This window comes from Pedobacter jeongneungensis, from assembly GCF_000633455.1.
In the GTDB taxonomy this organism is placed as follows: Bacteria; Bacteroidota; Bacteroidia; order Sphingobacteriales; family Sphingobacteriaceae; genus Pedobacter; species Pedobacter jeongneungensis_A.
In genome coordinates, this window is sequence record NZ_AYMG01000013.1 from 231,761 (window position 1) to 250,510 (window position 18,750).

General features: G+C 39.7%; 12 protein-coding genes. 11 read left to right on the plus strand and 1 reads right to left on the minus strand.

The features are described from left to right. Nucleotides 1–125: 125 nt before the first annotated feature. The 6 genes from U859_RS0113105 to U859_RS0113130 all read left to right on the plus strand — a co-directional run bounded on the left by U859_RS0113105 (nucleotide 126) and on the right by U859_RS0113130 (nucleotide 9,066). Nucleotides 126–332: a helix-turn-helix transcriptional regulator gene (locus U859_RS0113105; protein WP_025143817.1), complete on the plus strand. Its 207-nt coding sequence runs from the start codon at nucleotides 126–128 to the stop codon at nucleotides 330–332. Between the two features lie 445 nt (nucleotides 333–777). Continuing rightward, a complete protein-coding gene (locus tag U859_RS0113110) occupies nucleotides 778–1,497 on the plus strand; it encodes a ferritin-like domain-containing protein (protein ID WP_025143818.1) in 720 nt (239 codons plus the stop codon). 9 nt (nucleotides 1,498–1,506) lie between these two features. Beyond that, complete coding sequence (locus U859_RS0113115) at nucleotides 1,507–2,427, plus strand: ferritin-like domain-containing protein (protein WP_025143819.1); 921 nt, start codon at nucleotides 1,507–1,509, stop codon at nucleotides 2,425–2,427. A gap of 32 nt (nucleotides 2,428–2,459) precedes the next feature. Continuing rightward, complete coding sequence (locus U859_RS0113120; protein WP_025143820.1) at nucleotides 2,460–5,624, plus strand: SusC/RagA family TonB-linked outer membrane protein; 3,165 nt, start codon at nucleotides 2,460–2,462, stop codon at nucleotides 5,622–5,624. Between the two features lie 10 nt (nucleotides 5,625–5,634). Next, a complete protein-coding gene (locus tag U859_RS0113125) occupies nucleotides 5,635–7,500 on the plus strand; it encodes a RagB/SusD family nutrient uptake outer membrane protein (RefSeq protein WP_025143821.1) in 1,866 nt (621 codons plus the stop codon). A gap of 93 nt (nucleotides 7,501–7,593) precedes the next feature. Continuing rightward, nucleotides 7,594–9,066 (plus strand): sulfatase family protein, encoded by a 1,473-nt coding sequence (locus U859_RS0113130; protein WP_162799928.1) that lies wholly within the window; start codon nucleotides 7,594–7,596, stop codon nucleotides 9,064–9,066. Nucleotides 9,067–9,178: 112 nt separating this feature from the next. Here U859_RS0113130 and U859_RS0113135 read toward each other — a convergent pair whose 3' ends face one another. Continuing rightward, entirely contained in the window at nucleotides 9,179–10,363 is a 1,185-nt protein-coding gene (locus U859_RS0113135) for a heparin lyase I family protein (RefSeq protein WP_025143823.1), read from the minus strand. Nucleotides 10,364–10,708: 345 nt separating this feature from the next. Between U859_RS0113135 and U859_RS0113140 the strand changes: the two genes are divergently transcribed. From U859_RS0113140 to tnpA, 5 genes are all read left to right on the plus strand, one after another. Further along, nucleotides 10,709–13,669: a polysaccharide lyase family 8 super-sandwich domain-containing protein gene (locus tag U859_RS0113140; protein ID WP_025143824.1), complete on the plus strand. Its 2,961-nt coding sequence runs from the start codon at nucleotides 10,709–10,711 to the stop codon at nucleotides 13,667–13,669. A gap of 79 nt (nucleotides 13,670–13,748) precedes the next feature. After that, nucleotides 13,749–14,951, plus strand: coding sequence for a glycoside hydrolase family 88 protein (locus U859_RS0113145; protein ID WP_240183049.1), 1,203 nt, complete (start codon nucleotides 13,749–13,751; stop codon nucleotides 14,949–14,951). A 36-nt stretch (nucleotides 14,952–14,987) separates the two neighbouring features. Then, a complete protein-coding gene (locus U859_RS0113150; RefSeq protein ID WP_025143826.1) occupies nucleotides 14,988–16,313 on the plus strand; it encodes a sulfatase-like hydrolase/transferase in 1,326 nt (441 codons plus the stop codon). Nucleotides 16,314–16,468: 155 nt separating this feature from the next. Then, nucleotides 16,469–17,833: a sulfatase gene (locus U859_RS0113155; protein ID WP_025143827.1), complete on the plus strand. Its 1,365-nt coding sequence runs from the start codon at nucleotides 16,469–16,471 to the stop codon at nucleotides 17,831–17,833. A 274-nt stretch (nucleotides 17,834–18,107) separates the two neighbouring features. Beyond that, on the plus strand, nucleotides 18,108–18,566 hold the full coding sequence (gene tnpA, locus U859_RS0113160) for an IS200/IS605 family transposase (protein ID WP_025143828.1): 459 nt from the start codon (nucleotides 18,108–18,110) through the stop codon (nucleotides 18,564–18,566). Nucleotides 18,567–18,750 lie beyond the last annotated feature (184 nt).

The window sequence follows — 18,750 nt, forward strand, 5'->3', positions numbered from 1 at the left end:
ATGAGTTTAAATCTCTAACCAAAAGTGATACTTTTCTTTACATCACTGATATTATTTTTTACATCAGACACTATTCTTTTATATTTGGAAACATCCCTGACAATATTTTATCATCATGAATAACTATGAATAAAAAATTAGGGAAAACTTTAAAGCGATTTAGACTAAAATCAGGTCTTACACAGCAAGAAGTAGCAGAATTATTATCAGTGAGCAGGCCCACTTACATTAAATGGGAAAACGACTTTGGCTCTCCAAGCTTTCTGCAGGTATATATGCTAATCAGAACCTATAATATTACTTTTGATGATTTTGTAATTGATTTAAAATAATAGTTATAATTCTAATATTAGTATAACAGGCACAATGCAAAAAAGGATATTCTAAAAGCTAGAATATCCTTTTTTTGTGTCAGATAATGTAGGATATTGCTTACAGGGGAACGCAGAATAGTCTGTTTTTACACTTTGCATTAGCTCAAAATGAGCGGAAAAACGGTCAAAAAAGACTGTTTAAAGCACTGTTGTTCAAATTTGATAGTATTTTAAACAAATTTGAAACTCTTTTTCTTTGCCTAATGCTAAATTCGTTACCAGTAGATGAATGGATGGGCGTGAAGAGATCAACGCCTTATATTCCACAATAACCTACAGACTAAACAAACCTGAAAAGGTTTAAAATATTTAACCAATTAATATTAACCAATGGCTGGCACTTAACCAAACCAGTTATCGGTATGCATTGCAACTAACCAAACTTGATAAATCAACTAACACAATGATTAAAAATAATTCTGAGGCAAGCGCTGAAAAAAAGCTTTTTTCAGTTAGCACTATACAGCGAAGGCAATTTTTGCAGCTAACGGGGGCATCTGCATTGGCAATCGGCATCATCGGCTGTAAAAAGGAAGAAACGCCTTCGTTAACACCTTATATTAATACAGATAATACAGTTGATTTTAAAGACGATACTGGTCTGTTAAACTATATTTATGCATTAGAGCAGTTGGAAGCTGCTTTTTATATCAAGGTTGCTGCAGGTTTTCCGGCAAATTTTACCGATTTACAAAAAAAGCTGTTTACCGACATCAAACTCCAGGAAATTGCACACCGCGAATTTTATAAAAGGTTTTTAGGCGCTACAGGGATCGGGACACTTGAACTGGATTTTTCAGGCATCGATTTTACTGATGCGACTTCGGTATTAACGGCAGCCAAAACATTCGAAGATTTAGGCACGGCTGCTTATAATGATGCCATAGTGAGAAGTAAAAACGATTACAATCTGGTTATTTTTAGTCAGATTGCCTCGGTAGAGGCACGTCATGCTGCGGTGGTGCGCAGCCAGATTAATGTTAACCTTTTCGCCGATTTAAATGAACTGGCCGCATTGGGTGCAGTAAACGCCGATGGCCTGGATGTTATTTTATCGCCTGATAAGGTATTGGCTCAGGCCTCGAAATACATCAAAACCAAATTAAATGTGATTAACCTTTAAACTATTGATATGAATATTTTAAATATACTTAATGAAATAGAAAAGGTTGACGGAGAAATTTACGAGCGTTTAAATCCGCGTAGAAGCGCCATTAAAGACTTTTTAAATGTTGGTAAAAAAATATCGATAGCCGCATTGCCTCTGGCCTTAAGTTCGATGTTACAAAAAGCATACGGGCAAACAGCGCCAAATACAGCCGTAATCGACGCGCTTAACCTGGCATTGGTTTTAGAGTACATGGAATTTCAGTTTTATAACAATGCTTTAACCGTTACTCCAAATTTAATACCCGATGCCGATAAACCGGTTATTACGACCTTAAGAGATCATGAACAGGCACATATTAACCTGTTAACCAAAACCATTACCGATTTGGGCGGCACAGCTAAAGCAGTAATGCCTTATGCCAATTTCGATTACACTAAAGTTAATGCCAATGTAAATACCAATTATGGTACATTTTTAAGAACAGCCGTGGTACTGGAAGATCTGGGGGTGAGGGCCTATAAGGGACAAGCTATATCCTTAATTGGCAATAATGCTGTATTATCTGCAGCAGTAAGAATCCATTCGGTAGAAGCCAGGCATTCGGCACAACTGAGGTTAATGGTAAATAAACTTCAGGTTGCAACGCTTAAACAATTGCGCCCATGGATTGGCGTAAGAAGAAATGATGATGGAACAGCTGTTGTGCCCACAACCACCAACGATTCGATGATCGGTGCACTATCACCCGTATATGATAAAGACAGTACAGTAGCCAACAGCGAAACCAAAACGATACAGGCAGGAATGGAGTTAACCGGCATAAATGGTTTTACTGAAATTACCGTTGAACCGGCAGCAGAGTGTTTTGACGAATATTTATTAACGGCAACAGTTAAAACAGCTGCCAATTTATTCATCAAAGCGGCTTTTCAACTCACTTAATAAAAAATTAATTCACTGATAAGGGAAATCACATGAAACGAATTATAATCTTATTCTTATTGCTCAGTACCTGTAAAATACTTTTTGCGCAAGAAGTTATTACTGTAAAAGGAGTGGTAAGAGATGAAACAAATTTACCATTACCTGGGGCTACCGTAAATGAAAAGGGTACAGCCAATACCACCATAACAGGTAACGATGGAGGATTTACCATTAAAGTAAAACCAGGCAGCCGATTGGTTTTTTCTTACCTGGGTACCAAAACGGTAGAACAACAGGTAAACAATAGAACCACCATTAATGCAAAGTTAATAAATGATACCAATAACCTGAACGAGGTTGTGGTTACGGGATACGGACAAACCGTAGCCCGTAAAGATTTAACAGGGGCAATATCATCTATAAAAGGTGATGAACTTGCGAAAGTACCTGTACAAAACATTGCACAGGCTTTGCAAGGCCGTATTGCGGGTATGCAGGTTACCATGGGCAGTGGAGATCCGGGTTCAGAACCTTCTATTAAAATAAGGGGAGGTACTTCTATTACGCAGAGTAATGAGCCTTTATATGTTGTTGATGGGGTACCGCAAACAGAAGGGCTTGCATTTTTGGATCCAACAGATATAGAATCTATTGATGTACTTAAAGACGCTTCTGCAACTGCCATTTATGGTGCACGTGGTGCCAATGGAGTTGTTTTAGTAACCACCAAAAAGATGAAAAGCGGAAAAACGACCATCAGTTACGATGGTTATGTAGGTGCTAAAACGATCAGTAAATATTTACCTGTTTTAGATCCCTACCAATATGTACAATATGTTTATGAAAATGCATTGTCTAATCCAGCCAGGTTAGCTACTTTTCTTAAAACTTATGGTTCCTACGATTCTTTGCAGATCAGGTACGGAAACAGGCCTGGTGTAAACTGGCAAAAGGAAGTAATGGGTAAAACGGTGATGAGCCAATACCATAAGGTTAGCATCAATGGAGGCTCTAATGAAATTAAATATAACCTTTTTTACTCCAAAAATAACAATGATGGTATTTTATTAAATAGCGGGGCAGATAAAGATATCGCCAAACTTACGGTAGTCAACAATATCGGTAGCAAGGCTGTGGTAACCGGTATCGTAAACTATTCCAATCAATTTATTTATGGTACAGGGGGTACCGAAACGGGTGGCAATGCAAGGTTAAGCTTTTTACAGACTTTGCTGCAATACCGCCCTATCAATGGAAAAAATGATAACGATTTAGATCTGCTGGATGATACAACAGATCCATTGGATAATCAAAGTAATCCGGCATTTCAAAGCCCGGTTATCTCGTTAAATTCACGTAAAATCGAACAGTCGATTAAAAGTTTAAATGCCAGTGCAACAGTTAGGTATAGTTTCCTGAAAAATTTAACCTATAACGGCTTGGTGAGTTTCAACAGCCAGACCAATAAAATAAAAACCTTTATCGATGCAACCAATATCCAGGCTATACGCGCTGGTGGTCCAAACGGAGGGATAAGCGATGCGTTAACTAAACGGTTGTCGTACAACAATGTGATTACCTATGCCAATGTTTTTGCAAAAGATCATAAATTCGATGCATCAATTGGGCAAGAGTATATTTATAACTATACAGAGCGGTTTGCGGCCAGCGCAGGCGGTTTTCCGACGGTTAATAATGGTGTCGACGATTTAGGCGCAGGAACAGTAGCCAATTTTCCCAGCTCTTTTGCCGAAGATGATAAATTGTTGTCATTTTTTGCCAGGGCAAATTACGCTTACAAAGGCCGTTATCTCTTTAGTGCTTCAATCAGAAGAGACGGTTCTTCTAAGTTCGGTGATCAGAATGTTTTCGGATACTTTCCCTCAGGTGCATTCGCATGGAAAATTGCTGAAGAGTCTTTTATGAAAAACGTTAAGGCGGTTTCCGACCTGAAGTTAAGGATGAGTTACGGACATTCGGGTAACAACCGCATTGCCAATTATGCTGCTTTGAGTACTTATGTAATGGGCAATTATCCGCTTAATAACAGGATTATTAATACTTTATATCAGGCTAACCTGGCCAATCCGTTTTTAAAATGGGAAACCGTTGTACAGGGTAATATTGGATTGGATGTGGGTTTGTTTAAGCAAAGAATTATGCTTACTGCCGAATTATATGATAACCGTTCGAAAGATTTGCTGTATAATACCAGGATTCCGGCCAGTTCTGGCTTTACTACCCAGCTTCAGAATATTGGTGAAACCTCAAGCAAAGGGATCGAATTGACATTAAGCACGGTTAATATTAAAAACAGCAATTTCTTGTGGAATACAAGTTTCAATATCGCCTTTAACAAAACTAAAGTGCTAAAATTAAGCAATGATGAGAATTCTTTGCTGGTGAATAGTTATAATCCGGCAATTAACGACTATATCGTACAGGTAGGGCAACCTGTTGGTATTATGTATGGCTATATTAACGATGGTCTTTACCAGGTTAATGATTTTAATTACAATACCACAACGGGTACCTATAGTTTAAAAGCCGGGGTGGTTAATAATGGTAATCCGGCACAGCCTGGTTACGCAAAGTATAAGGATATTAGCGGTCCAAATGGTGCACCGGATGGCGTAATCAATGAATTTGACCGTACAGCAATTGGAAACGCCAATCCAAAATTTACGGGTGGTATCAACAATAATTTTAGCTATAAAGGCTTCGATCTGAGTATTTTCTTAGACTTTACTTATGGTAATGATATCCTGAATGGTAATTTCCAGAATAACCTCGGCATATCTGGAGATTTTAACAGCAATCTGGCTTTTCAGGCAGACAGGTGGACAAATGTAAACGCCGCTGGGCAATTGGTAACCAGCCCTGTAGAGCTTGAGGCCTTAAACCGGGGCAAGAATCAAGTGGCTTCAATAGGTGGCACAGTAGGCCGGTTAACAAGTCTCTCGATTGAAGATGGCTCCTTTTTAAGAATAAATAACGTGAGTTTAGGCTATACCATACCTAAAAAATGGCTGAGTAAACTTAGCATTGCCAATGCCCGTTTTTACTTTACGGCATACAACCTGCACGTGTTTACCAACTATTCAGGCTACGATCCGGAAGTTAGCGTAATCAGAAATCCATTAACCCCGGGTGTTGATTTTAGTGCCTATCCAAGAGGTAAATCTTTTGTGGCAGGCTTGAATTTATCACTATAAAAATATAAAAATGAAAACAAAGCTTATTTATATCAGCAAAATGGCATTAGTTGGTTTAATCATACTAACCTCATTTATTTCATGCAAAAAATCGGTAGAAACCACACCATATTCTTCTTTTACATCAGCTAGCATTTTCAAATCCGTTGCTGAGGCCTATTCGGCCACGTTAGGGGTATATGAAACGATGAAAACGCCTGATACTTACGCCTGGTACATTCCGCTGGTGTACGATGCGGATACTGATGTTGAATTTTTAAGTCCCGGAAATACCGTTAACGATTGGAGAGAAGTTTCGCACTACTACTATACGCCAGGGAATTCATTGTTTTACAGTACATGGAGTGCCTTATATAATGGTATAGATCGTGCCAACGTAGTGATTGAGCGCATTCCGCAAATGGATTTATACAACAATGGAACCGAAGCGCAAAAAACAGATTTGAAACGGATGCTGGGCGAAGCTAAATTTCTGCGTGGGTTTTATTACGCCGAACTGGTAAGGCTTTGGGGTGATGTACCCTTCAAAATTAAAAGTTCGGTCACCGGAGATGAATTAAGGTTGCCATTAACAGACCGCTATGAAATTTATGGTCAAATCATCAAAGATATGCAGGAGGCTATTGAAGTTTTACCAGCAACTATTGCAACCGATGAAAGGATAAATAAATTTGGCGCTAAAGCCATGTTGGCGAGGGTAGCCTTGTTTGCCGGTGGATACTCGTTAAGGGCCGATGGAACCATGCAGCGACCTGCTGATTATACCAGGTTTTATCAAATTGCCCAAACGCAGGTAAACGATGTAATTGCTTCAGGACTTTACCAGTTAAATCCAAGCTATAGCCAGGTTTTTAAAAACCAATCTCAGCAAGTTTTCGAGCCAAAGGAAAGTTTGTTCGAAATGTCGTTTTATACCCCTGCAATTACCACCACAAGCAGCTCAAGTTTTGGTTTCTTTAACGGGCCATCAACAGTGGTGGGCGTTTACGGCGGTTCATTATACCGAACTTTTGTACCTGCATCATTTTACACCAGTTTTGCAGATGGAGATTTAAGGCGCGATTTTTCGATAGCAAGATACAGCTTGGATGTTAACGGAAACCGTGTACCCTTATTAACTGCCAGACAGGACGAACAATGGGCACCACAAAAATGGAGCAAAGAATACCAGAAAAACTCATCGCTCGAAAAATCATATACCAATGTAAATTACGTTGCCATGAGGTATGCCGACGTATTGTTAATGAAGGCTGAAATTGATAACGAATTGAACAATGGCCCAACACCTGATGCTTATAATGCGGTTAATACCGTTAGGAGAAGAGCTTTCGGTACCAATACACCGGGCAGTGGCATTAACATTACGCTTGGTGCCGGTGGAACAGGATATACCGCTGCAACAAGCATAACCATTAACGGAGCTGGTACAGATGCCTATGCAGCCCCTGTTATCACATCAGGTAAAATAACAGCCATTACCATACTTAACCAGGGTGGAGGATACACTTCTGTGCCAACAGTCACCATTAATGGTGCAGGTACTGGTGCTACGGCAACTGCAACACTTTTGCCTAAAAAGAATAACAGCGACGCAGATTTGCCTGCCGGCTTAAGTAAAGCGGATTTTTTACAAAGGATCCAAAATGAAAGATCATGGGAACTTTGTTTTGAGGGCATGCGACGTGCAGATTTGATCAGATGGAACCTGTTGGGCGATAAAATAAAAGCTACTCAGGATGCTTTGAAAGCCATTCGCCCTCAATATGCTTATGTTGCAGGTACAAATTTCGTTAAGGGGAAACATGAATTATATCCTTTTCCTCAAAATGAGAAAGATGTTAACAAAAATATAACCAGGCAAAACCCAGGTTTTTAATTAATGCCAGGCTAAAAAATAATCCCGTTTAGTTCTTTCGTAATGATGAAAAAGGTACAACAAAATACAGTCAAGCTGATAATCAGCTTACTTATGGTTTTGTGCATTATTCCAGGTACAGGTGATGCACAACAAAAAGCCAAAACATCTAAAAAACCTAACATTATCATCATTTTGGCTGATGATTTAGGCTATGGAGATTTAAAAAAGCTTAATCCCGATGCGCAGATAGAAACCCCGAATTTGACCCGGTTGGCCAATAACGGTTTAATTTTTACCAATGCGCACACACCCTCTGCAGTATGCACACCTACACGTTATGGTTTATTAACCGGGCGTTACTGTTTCAGAAGCATTTTAAAACAAGGCGTGTTGAGGAGCTTTTCGCCGGCATTGATAGAAGATGACCGGTATACCATTGCCGATGTAGCAAAAAATGCAGGCTATAGCACTGCTGTAATAGGTAAATGGCATTTAGGCATTAACTGGAAGCCAATTGATGCTTCGAAACCTGCAATTTTAAATGCAAATACCGATACTGCAGATGCTACCAACGCAAACTTTAAATTGCCCTATCAAAATGGCCCCCATACCATAGGATTCGATTATAGTTACATCATTCCCGCATCAGCTGATATGGCACCGTATAGCTTTTTCGAAAATGGTTTAAGCGTTGATTACCCTTTTTCTACCGTAGCACCAAGGGATAGCGAAAGAGGTGTTTTTTATAGAGGGGGGTACGCTTCTCCTTCTTTTAAATTTGAAGAAACACTTGATCATTTTATCACCAAAACCAATCAGTATATAGCTGATCAGAGCAAAAAAAATGATCAGCCATTTTTTCTTTATCTCCCGCTTACTTCACCTCACACCCCTTGGTTTCCGGGTGATAAATTTAAAGGCAAATCTGGTGCCGGGCTATATGGCGATTTTGTGATGCATACTGATGATGCGGTTGGCAGGGTGATGCATTGCCTTAATAGTTTAAAATTAACAGAAAATACCATTGTTATTTTTACCTCAGATAATGGAGCCGACTGGCGACCGCAGGACCAGAAAAAATATCCGGCCCACCAAGCCAATTATATCTCCAGAGGACAAAAAGCAGATATATGGGATGGTGGACATCATGTTCCGCTACTCATTAGCTGGCCGGGTAAATTGGCTAAAAATAAAGAGGTTAAAGAAATAATTTGCTTAACTGATTTTATGGCTACACTTGCAGGATTTACCGGACAAAAATTGCCAGAAAATGCCGGACCAGATAGCTTTGATTTTTCCGGATTGATTTTTGGCAATAAAAAAATCTCCCGACCAGATATTATCCATCACTCTATGTACGGCATGTTTGCCATCAGAAAAGACAAATGGAAATTTATCGATGGAAAGGGAAGTGGAGGCTGGTCGGAAAAGAATTTGAAAACGGATATACCCGGACAATTGTATGATATGGAAAAAGATGAAAAAGAAACCACCAACTTATATCATGCATATCCAGAAGTGGTGAGAGAATTAAAACAACTGCTTGATCAGCAAAAAGAGCAGGGATATAGTCTTAAACATTAAGAATAATCATTTATTGGCCTGTTAATCATGTCTTATTTATACAAAAAGCCCGCTCCTTTCAAATTGGAAAAAGCGGGCTTTATTAATTAATTACCTGATCATTAAAAAACAATTATCGTTGGGTTTGCGAGAAACCGGCCATATTTACAACAAATGGCTCAGTACTGCTTGGACGGTAAATTCCGAATTTAAAATAGTAACCGGTAGCATCATTACGGCCAATGTCAACAGATGCGTCAGTTACAATGATATTGTTTTCCAGCTTATCTTCTTTATTCTTATAGCTCCAGGCCACGTTTATTTTTCCAGGAGAAGTTATTTGGTTAAGTGGTCCATTATAGGTACAATAATCAATATCCATCGTGTAAGTAACCCAGGTATCTTTTGGGTAATCGGCAAAGGGAATCTGGAATACATTTGTAGCCACTTTAAATTTTTCCTTAGAGATAACAGGTTGCATTGGCCCAACCCTGGTAATATTAGCACCACTACGGTCATCAATATTAGTAGCCCATTTACGATCTGATGAAACAGAAATATAAAATTTTTTATTGGCAAAGCCCATTTCCATCTGCGGGTCTCCATTGGTATCCATTTTCCATCCATTGCGTTCACCCATTACGTTATTTACTTTTGAATAACCAATGCCGGTATCGAATATCATCGTTTCGCTCTTTGCCAAAAATTCGTCTTTTGTAAGCATAGTCTGTGTGCCATCAGGAGATACTACCAAGGTACGATCGCACATGCCGTGTATTTGTGCGAAAATAGCAGTAGCCTTCTCGTCTGTTGAAGAAGGTATGTATGCAGAAAAAACGTAGCGCCATTTGCTGCCTTGAGGAGAAATACCCTTGCCGTGCTCACTAACAGTAAAAAGTTTTTGATCTTTTATATAATCAGCAGATGAAACACCGGCGTAATTAAGCGCTGTAGCATAGGTATATTGTAGTTCGATACGATCTCTTGTTTTGCCATCCTTCTTAAGCTCAAAGCGATAGGAGTAATTGTTGTTAAAAAGTAAGGTGTTGTCTTTTTGCAGGGCATCAGGATTTTTATTGCCAATGGCCACCCATTGGTTATCTATAATATCGGACATTTTTGCGGTATCCTTTTCTACGAACACCCGGTTTGGAATAGGCAAAAGGGTGAACGACTGAACACCATTTGTGGTAGATGAACCAACCGCTTTACCAAAATTTAGCGCCGGTTCTGGTGCTTTTTTACAGCCCATTGCCGTATACAATGAGATAATGAAAAATAGTTTGGATAATTTTTGATAAGATAATTTAAAGTCCATAATTGTCTGTTTTTTAATAGTTAAACATTTAAATATAGACTTAGTATCTCAGTAAAGGCTTTTGATTTTAGCTAAATAACTTTAACATTTGATGAATGCTGTTTTGTGCTTATTTGGCTGATATTGAGTGTTGTATGTGAAGTAGGGAAATCTTGCTTTACAACAATAAGCTTTTTTCTGTACATCATTCAGTTTTTTCTTAAAAGCACGTATTCATAATAATATTTTGCCTTATTAGTCAAAATTGCAAGTAATTTAAACATCTGTTAAACTGCCTTTAGTAATATGGGGCTAATTTCGTTATCAGTAATAATTGTTTGATTAGTACTAACCAAAAATAACCAAATGAAAAAAATAACAATATTGCTGGTTTTTACACTGCTATTTTCAATGTTTAACAATGCCCGTTCACAGGAAAAAATATTTGCCGGCTATTTTGATATTGAAGCAAATAGCCCCGAAAATACTGAAGTAACGGGGCGGATCCATTTAGAACGGAACAAAGATGTGCTTACGAAGCCCATTCCCAAAAGTTATCAGTTTGCCATTGCCAGCCAAAAAGATAATCTGTTTACCATTAACACCCGGTTTGATCCTGCCGGAAGAATTATGGGTATACTGAGCACCAAACAAAACCTGGACGGAAAGTTTTTGGGCGACCAACAACTCACTGTGGTTTTAAAAGATGGCACCAATCAACTTAATTCTTTTTCCGTAACGGTAAAAGTGGTTAAAGAAACCTTATGGCAAACCTTGTTTAACCGTTATAAAGACAAAACGCTAACTACAGCAAATGGAAGAATGTTTGGGCGTAAAAAACCGACAGATGCCCAGGTTGAAAAAACCATTGCAAGTTTAGAATCGACAAATGGCGAATTTACCCAATATAGCTTTTACCATAAAAATCCTGCAGCTTATAAACCCGCAGGCAAAAGTATAGAATACGATTGGGAAGCTGTTTCAAACAATATTGGAGGTTTGGGTTATGCCTATGCCACCTCAAAAAAATATGGGCCTGAAGGAAATGCTGCGGACAGGGAAAAGTTAAAAAAAGCACTTTACAATGCCATTATCGCTTATACCGAAGCCATTCCGGTAGAGGGAAAAGATGTAATTATAGATGGAAAACCAATAGGTAATTGTACGGGCGATGGATTTTCTAACTTAAAACTGCACAACCTTCTCGAAGAGCAGGTGGTAACCCACCAGTGGGTAATCTCTGATGCACTGATTGTCCCGGTGATACATTTAATGCCCAAAATAATTGCAGAAATGAAGCAAGGCGATAAACAGGCCGAACGTGTATACTATGATCTGGTACGCTTTTTTCAAACCGCCATGGCAGAAGTAGCCAATAGAAGAGCTGTAAATGATCCATCCGAGCGATGGGGAAAAATTACCGATACGTTACGTTCATCGGGTGCATGGGGCGATGCCAACCTGGGGCACCGTAGCCGGATGATGCTGGCATTACCAATTATCTGGGCCGATTATAATCGCCCAATGACCTATGTACAATACTGGTACAGCGATTATTATAAAGATCAGCCTTTTAAGGGGATGAGCTTTTCGCCGGGATGGAGCCCGAACGGGGTGGTGGCTGATGTAGCTCGCTGGATGACAAAGTACAAAGTACCGGCACACCAGTATGTACAATCTGGTTTTCAGCCAGACGGTACAGTATCACATCATATTGCTAATGCTACAGATGCGGCCATGGTTGCATATGGTTTCGAGTGGTTAACCGATGCTTTGGCAGGCTTTGCCCAGTTTAAAAATACCGATTTTAAGCTGCCTAATAGTGCTTATCAGTTTCCGGCAGATCGATTGGAAAGCGTATATCCTAAGATAATTTATAAAAACAGGTTCGATTTTTTAATTAGCGGAAGGTCTTATGGTGAGGATCTGCAAAAATTTGTTACCCAAACTTACCTGCAAGCAATTAAAGATTTGAAAACTTCGGAAAGTGACAACACAAAAATCAATAATCAATCTGCACTTGATGATATCTACAAAAAAATCAAAAGCAATAATCACGAATACTCAGGTACCGATGCCTATTGGGTTAACGAATTTTTGGTACACCGCCGTGGCGAAAATGAAAAACCCTTTTATGTATCGTTAAAATTAAAATCAAAACGTACAGTAGGGGCCGAAGATTTTGGAACCGTCCGCAGATCGTGGTATGCAGGTTATGGTATTCTTCCGCTCAAAATTAAAGGTGATGAATATTCGGAAAAAGTACTGGCTAATTTAGATTGGCATGCTTTACCCGGCCTAACCGAAGAATGGCGCAGCGATGCTATTCCCGGCGGGCATGCGCAGGCATCATTACCTGGCAATAATGAGGTGGCGGGCGTTACAGCCGACGGGCAATCGGGCGTCGGGATTTATCAGCATTTACCGGGCGAAACCTACAGTTCTGCCACGGCTCAAAAAAGTTATTTTTTCATTGCCGATAAAATTATTGCTCAAGGCAACCAGATCAAACGCTTTCGCCCGGGACAGCAAAAAGAGATCATCACCACCGTTGATCAATCTGCGTTTTTGCAACCTTTAACGGTTTTTGCCAATGGTAAAACCGAAATTATTGAACCCTCGCAATCTGTTGATCTTGTTTTTGAAAGCAATCAGCCCATCTGGTTACAAACGGGCGATAAAGGATACATCATTTATCCTGAAGGGAAACAACATATAGTAATCAAAACAGGTGCTAAAATCAACATCACCGATCCGGCAAATGCCAATAAAACACCGGGTTACATTGTAGCAATCAATCATGGTTTTGAACCGGTTGCTGATCAGGGTTATACCTATTTCCTGGTGCCCAATGTTACTGCCAATGATATGCCTGCTGTTCTGAGCCGTTATGCGAAAGATATCCAGTTGAAAAAAGATGGAGAGGCTCATGGCGTATATGCCCGTGAGGATAAGACCTGGCAAACAGCATTTTTTAAGGACGCCACAATTACGGTTGGGGGTTTAACGGTTAAAGCAGAAGCACCGGCACTGATGATACTAAAAGATAATGGAAGCAGCTGGAAACTCACCATGAGCAATCCATCGCCATCGATCGATAAAGAACAATTGGTATTGCATCTTTCACAGGCCTTAAAACCCGGGAAATATGCCTATAAACTGGGCGGTATTTATCCGCGCGATGGGGAATATGTAACCATTACCGCCGAAGGCAAAGGCAGTAAAATTGTAGCCGAACTGGCCGATAAAAGGGATGAATCCTTTTATAACTACCAGGCTGCTTTATACAATGCGGCACCAATAAGTATTGAAATCCCTAAATTGTAAATAAGGATTAATAAAACAGTTTCCGGTGGGCAAAAACACTTACCGCTAAGGGGCTATGCCATAAAATTTACCTATAGAAATGATGAGTAAACATAAAATTCTTTTTGCATCAATGGTGATGCTGATGCTGGCAATTGGCATTGTAACCTCGGTACGTGCCCAAACGCTCAGCGATGAAAAAATCGCTTCGATTTTTGCCCTCGAAAAAATATACCTGAACCGGGCTTTTGATACTGTAAAAAAAACACATAAAATACCCCGTTCCATTGAAAAAGGCTTCCAGCCGATTACCGATTGGACGAGTGGTTATTATCCTGGCAATTTATGGTTGACTTACGAGTTTACAAAAGATAAAGAAATACTGGAAAAAGCAAAATATACCACTGCACTGGTAGAAGCTAATAAACACTTTAGCACTGATCATGATATTGGTTTCATGATCTATTGCAGTTATGGTAATGGCTACCGTTTAACTCATGATCCAAAATATAAAGCCGTAATTATAGAGGCCTCAAAAACAGCCATTAAAAGGTATAATCCAGTGGTAAAATCCATCATGTCGTGGAACCCGGATGAGAAACGCGATTGGAAATTCCCGGTGATTATTGATAACATGATGAACCTTGAACTGTTATTGAATGCCACGAAATTTACAGGCGACAGTACTTATTATCAAGTAGCTGTACAGCACAGTAACACCACTATGAAAAACCAGTACCGGGCCGATTACAGCTGCTCGCACGTGGTAGATTATAATCCTGCTAACGGCCAGATGCGTAAACGCGATTGGAACAATGGCAACAGCGATCCGGCTACGGCAGCCTGGAGCCGCGGACAGAGCTGGGGATTATATGGCTTTAGTTTTATGTATCAATATACCCGTAAAAAGGAATATTTAAATCAGGCAGAAAATATTGCCAGCTACATTTTAAACAATCCGAATATGCCAAAAGACATGGTGCCTTACTGGGATTATAATGTGCCAAAATACCCTACAGTTAAAGATGCCTCAGCGGCAGCTTTACTGGCTTCTGCTTTGATGCAACTGGCAACGCTTTCGCCCAAAAACGGGAAAAAATATTTTAACGCAGGGCAGAAAATCCTGTTGAGCCTGGCTTCTTCAAAATATTTAAACGAAAGCGGTAAAGGCATTTATTTATTGAAACATGCTACCGGTAATTATTTAAGAAAATCGGAAGTAGATGGCGGTTTAATTTACGCCGATTATTATTTTTTAGAGGCTCTGTTGAAGTATCAGAAATTGAAGGGAAAATTTAATTAACGTAGGCGTATTCATTAAAATCAGCTAGAAATTAAGATGTTAAAAAAAATATATAAAGGTGTATCTGCACTGTTGCTGTTTGCTGCCTTGCAGTCGTCCGTGTTTGCACAGAAAAAGCCAAATGTAATTGTTGTGCTTACCGATGATATGGGCTATAGTGATCTTTCCTGTTACGGCAATCCGTTAATTAATACCCCATTTATTGATGGGATGGCGCGGAAGGGTGTTTTAGCCACCAATTTTGTCACTACATCACCCACATGCTCACCCTCACGGGCCTCCTTAATTACAGGCCGGTATTGTACCCGCACCGATCTGGTTTGGCCGGTTGGTCCGGGCGAAAAACCCTGTTTAAAAGATGCTGAGATAACCATTGCCGAAATGCTGAAACCTGCTGGTTATAGAACGGCCTGCATAGGCAAATGGCACATGGGCGATTATGGTACAGCGTTGCCCAATAAGCAAGGTTTTGATCTGTTTTATGGCATGTTGTATAGTCACGATTACCGTGCCCCTTATGTGCAAACCGATACCGTAATCAAAATTTTTAGAAATACCCGGCCGGAGATTTATAAACCAGAAGATACCACACTTACCGATTTATACACCAAAGAGAGTATTAAATTTGTAAATGCATCCGCCAAGGAAAAAAAGCCCTTTTTTTTATACCTTACCTATAACATGCCGCACTTACCGGTGGGTTTGGCAGCTAAGAAAAATGGTTTGCACTCTGCCGGAGGCGCATTGGGCAATGTAATTGAGGATATGGACGGAGCAATGGCCAAACTTTGGAAAATCCTCGAAAAAAACGGACAGGCGGATAATACCATTTTTATTTTTACCAGTGATAATGGCCCTTGGCTAAATGCGCCAAAAAGGATGTTTGAGGATGGAATTACCCAGCCTTACCACATTGGCACGGCAGGTATTTTTAAAGGTTCGAAAGGGATATCTTACGAAGCCGGACATCGTGTACCTTTTATTGTTTATTATAAAGGCCATACGCTTAACAATGGGGTAATCAGAACACCTTTATCCAATATTGATATTTTGCCTACCATTGCCGACTGGGTGCAGGTAAAATTGCCCGCCAATACATTGGATGGAGAATCAATTAAAAATGTTTTAAGCATTAAAGGTTATAATAAGCCACATCAGCCCATTTATTATGTAAACCGTGTTTTAGAAGGGGTAAAAGACGGCGACTGGAAATTAAGGGTAACGGTTAGCGAAGGGAAAAAATTAAATGAGCTGTATAATCTTTCTGAAGATCCTGCAGAGCGCGTAAACTTATACGATAATCCGGTTTACCAGGCACAGCAAAAACATTTGATCAAACTATTAGCACAATATCCAGGTTAATGAGCTGCTTTTAATAATATGACTTTTGATCCCAACCGATAAGGATATCGCATGATATTTACTGTTTTTCATCAAAATTGAATCTATTTTAACCATATTCTAAACTTGTTATAAGTAGGGATGGCTAAATTCGTTATCCGAAACGATTCGAAAATATGAAGTATATCATCCTGTTCCAGTTGCTTTTGTTAACCGCAATAGCCAATGCTCAAAATGGTAATAAGCCAAACATCCTGATCATTATGACCGATCAGCAAACGGCAGAAGCGATGAGCATTGCAGGGAATAAAGAGCTAAATACCCCGGCTATGGATAAACTGGCTAATAATGGAATCAGGTTTACCAAAGCTTACTGTGCACAACCTTTATGTACCCCATCGCGCACAGCGATTTTTAGTGGCAAAATGCCATTCGAAACAGGTTTTGTAGGCAATGCACCCGAAAAAGATGGCCAATGGCCTGATAGTTTATTAATGATGGGCAAGATTTTCCAGAACGGGGGTTATCAAACAGGTTATGTAGGAAAATGGCATCTGCCCTTACCTGCTACAAAAATCAGTCAGCACGGATTTGAGTATATCCAGAATACTAATTTTCTCGATTATAACGATGCGGGTACACCGGCTTATTGTGCGCGTTTTATCAAGGAAAATAAAGACAAACCCTTTTTGTTAGTGGCATCGTTTTTAAACCCTCACGATATCTGTGAATGGGCCAGAGGCGAAAGCTTAAAGATGGATTTACTGGCCGATGCGCCTCCTGCAGATCAATGCCCGCCATTGCCTGCCAATTGGAAAATTCCGGCTAATGAACCTCAGATTGTGCGCGAGCAACAAAAAAAAGTGGGTTTGCGCACTTATCCATCCGTTAACTATAGTCCTGAAAAATGGCGACAATACCGCTGGGCTTACAACCGCCTGGTAGAAAAAGTAGATGGTTATATTGAAATGGTATTGGCCTCATTAAAAAAGTATGGAGTAGAAAAAAATACGATCATCATTTTTACAGCCGACCATGGCGATGGTTATGCGGGCCATAGCTGGAACCAGAAACAGATTTTATACGAAGAAGCTTCAAAAGTACCTTTTATCATTTCGAAATTAGGAGAGTGGAAAGGGCGTACCGACGATATGCTGGTATGTAACGGTACCGATATGATCCCAACAATTTGCGGTTTGGCCGGCATACAAAAACCACGTTATTTAAAGGGAATAGACATTAGTAAGAAACTGGCAGAACCCAATAAAAACCTGCGCGATACGCTGGTAATCGAAACCGATTTTGCGGATAATGAGGACCTGCTGGGCATTAATGGACGTGCGGTAATTACGAAAGATTTTAAATACATCGTTTATAATAAGGGGGAGCAAAAAGAACAATTATTTGATTTGACCAAAGACCCCGGAGAAATGAATAACCTAGCCGTAAATGCGGCTTATAAAAAGAAACTGATAACAATGAGGGCTTATTTAAAACAATGGTGCAAAACGAATGGGGATCAGTTTACAGCCGGGTTATAGGTTTGGAAGGGATTAAGAAATTTGAAATCTCTTGCATTGTTATAGTGGAAAAATCATATCCCCAAGCCCTGTAAGGGTGAAATTTGAACAAACTACTTAGCCCTGTAGGGGCGATATTATGGTAAATAATAAACCCACTGCGCTCAGCCCTGTAGGGGCGACATTATGATAAATAAATAAACTTACTGCGCTCAGCCCCGTAGGGGCGACATTATGATAAAATAAATAAACTTACTGCGCTCAGCCCCGTAGGGGCGACATTATGATATAAAAAATGGCAAATACGTATTCACAAATTTCGATACACGCAGTGTTTGCTGTAAAAGGCAGACAGAATTTGATTGTAAAGCCGTGGAGGGATGAGCTGCACAAATACATTACAAGTATTATTTCAGCAAATGGAGCAAAGTCTTTAGCTGTGGGAGGCTGGTTAGATCATGTTCATATTTTTTTCGGGATGCCAGTTACCACCTGCATTTCTGATTTTATGGCGATTGTAAAAGCCAGTAGTAGCAAATGGATTAACGAACAGGGATTTGTTACAGGTAAATTTAGTTGGCAAGCGGGTTATGGCGCTTTTTCGTATGCCAAGAGTCAAAGAGATAATGTAATTAATTACATCATTAATCAAGAAGAGCATCATAGAAAGAAAACCTTCAAAGATGAATATTTAAAAATGTTAACAGATTTTGATGTAGAATACGATGGCAGATATCTGTTTGAATTTATCTAGCCATAATGTCGCCCCGCTGGGGCTTAAGGAGGCGGATGTTTTGTTATACCATAATGTCGGCTCTAACGAGCCTTGCAATTTATATCGGGAGAGAATCTGTTAAAGTAGATTTCGCTAATATGATTTAAAATAAAGATGAATATGCGTGAGGGATAGCAGCGAAAAGCCCGGATCCCGATTCTTC

Excerpts from the sequence above, each read along its gene's own strand:
- U859_RS0113145 (WP_240183049.1), top strand. The coding sequence starts at position 13,749 with ATGATGAGTAAACATAAAATTCTTTTTGCATCAATGGTGATGCTGATG.
- U859_RS0113150 (WP_025143826.1), top strand. The coding sequence starts at position 14,988 with ATGTTAAAAAAAATATATAAAGGTGTATCTGCACTGTTGCTGTTTGCT.
- U859_RS0113155 (WP_025143827.1), top strand. The coding sequence starts at position 16,469 with ATGAAGTATATCATCCTGTTCCAGTTGCTTTTGTTAACCGCAATAGCC.
- U859_RS0113110 (WP_025143818.1), top strand. The coding sequence starts at position 778 with ATGATTAAAAATAATTCTGAGGCAAGCGCTGAAAAAAAGCTTTTTTCA.
- U859_RS0113135 (WP_025143823.1), bottom strand. The coding sequence starts at position 10,363 with ATGGACTTTAAATTATCTTATCAAAAATTATCCAAACTATTTTTCATT.
- U859_RS0113120 (WP_025143820.1), top strand. The coding sequence starts at position 2,460 with ATGAAACGAATTATAATCTTATTCTTATTGCTCAGTACCTGTAAAATA.
- U859_RS0113130 (WP_162799928.1), top strand. The coding sequence starts at position 7,594 with ATGGTTTTGTGCATTATTCCAGGTACAGGTGATGCACAACAAAAAGCC.
- U859_RS0113105 (WP_025143817.1), top strand. The coding sequence starts at position 126 with ATGAATAAAAAATTAGGGAAAACTTTAAAGCGATTTAGACTAAAATCA.
- U859_RS0113115 (WP_025143819.1), top strand. The coding sequence starts at position 1,507 with ATGAATATTTTAAATATACTTAATGAAATAGAAAAGGTTGACGGAGAA.
- U859_RS0113140 (WP_025143824.1), top strand. The coding sequence starts at position 10,709 with ATGAAAAAAATAACAATATTGCTGGTTTTTACACTGCTATTTTCAATG.
- tnpA (WP_025143828.1), top strand. The coding sequence starts at position 18,108 with ATGGCAAATACGTATTCACAAATTTCGATACACGCAGTGTTTGCTGTA.
- U859_RS0113125 (WP_025143821.1), top strand. The coding sequence starts at position 5,635 with ATGAAAACAAAGCTTATTTATATCAGCAAAATGGCATTAGTTGGTTTA.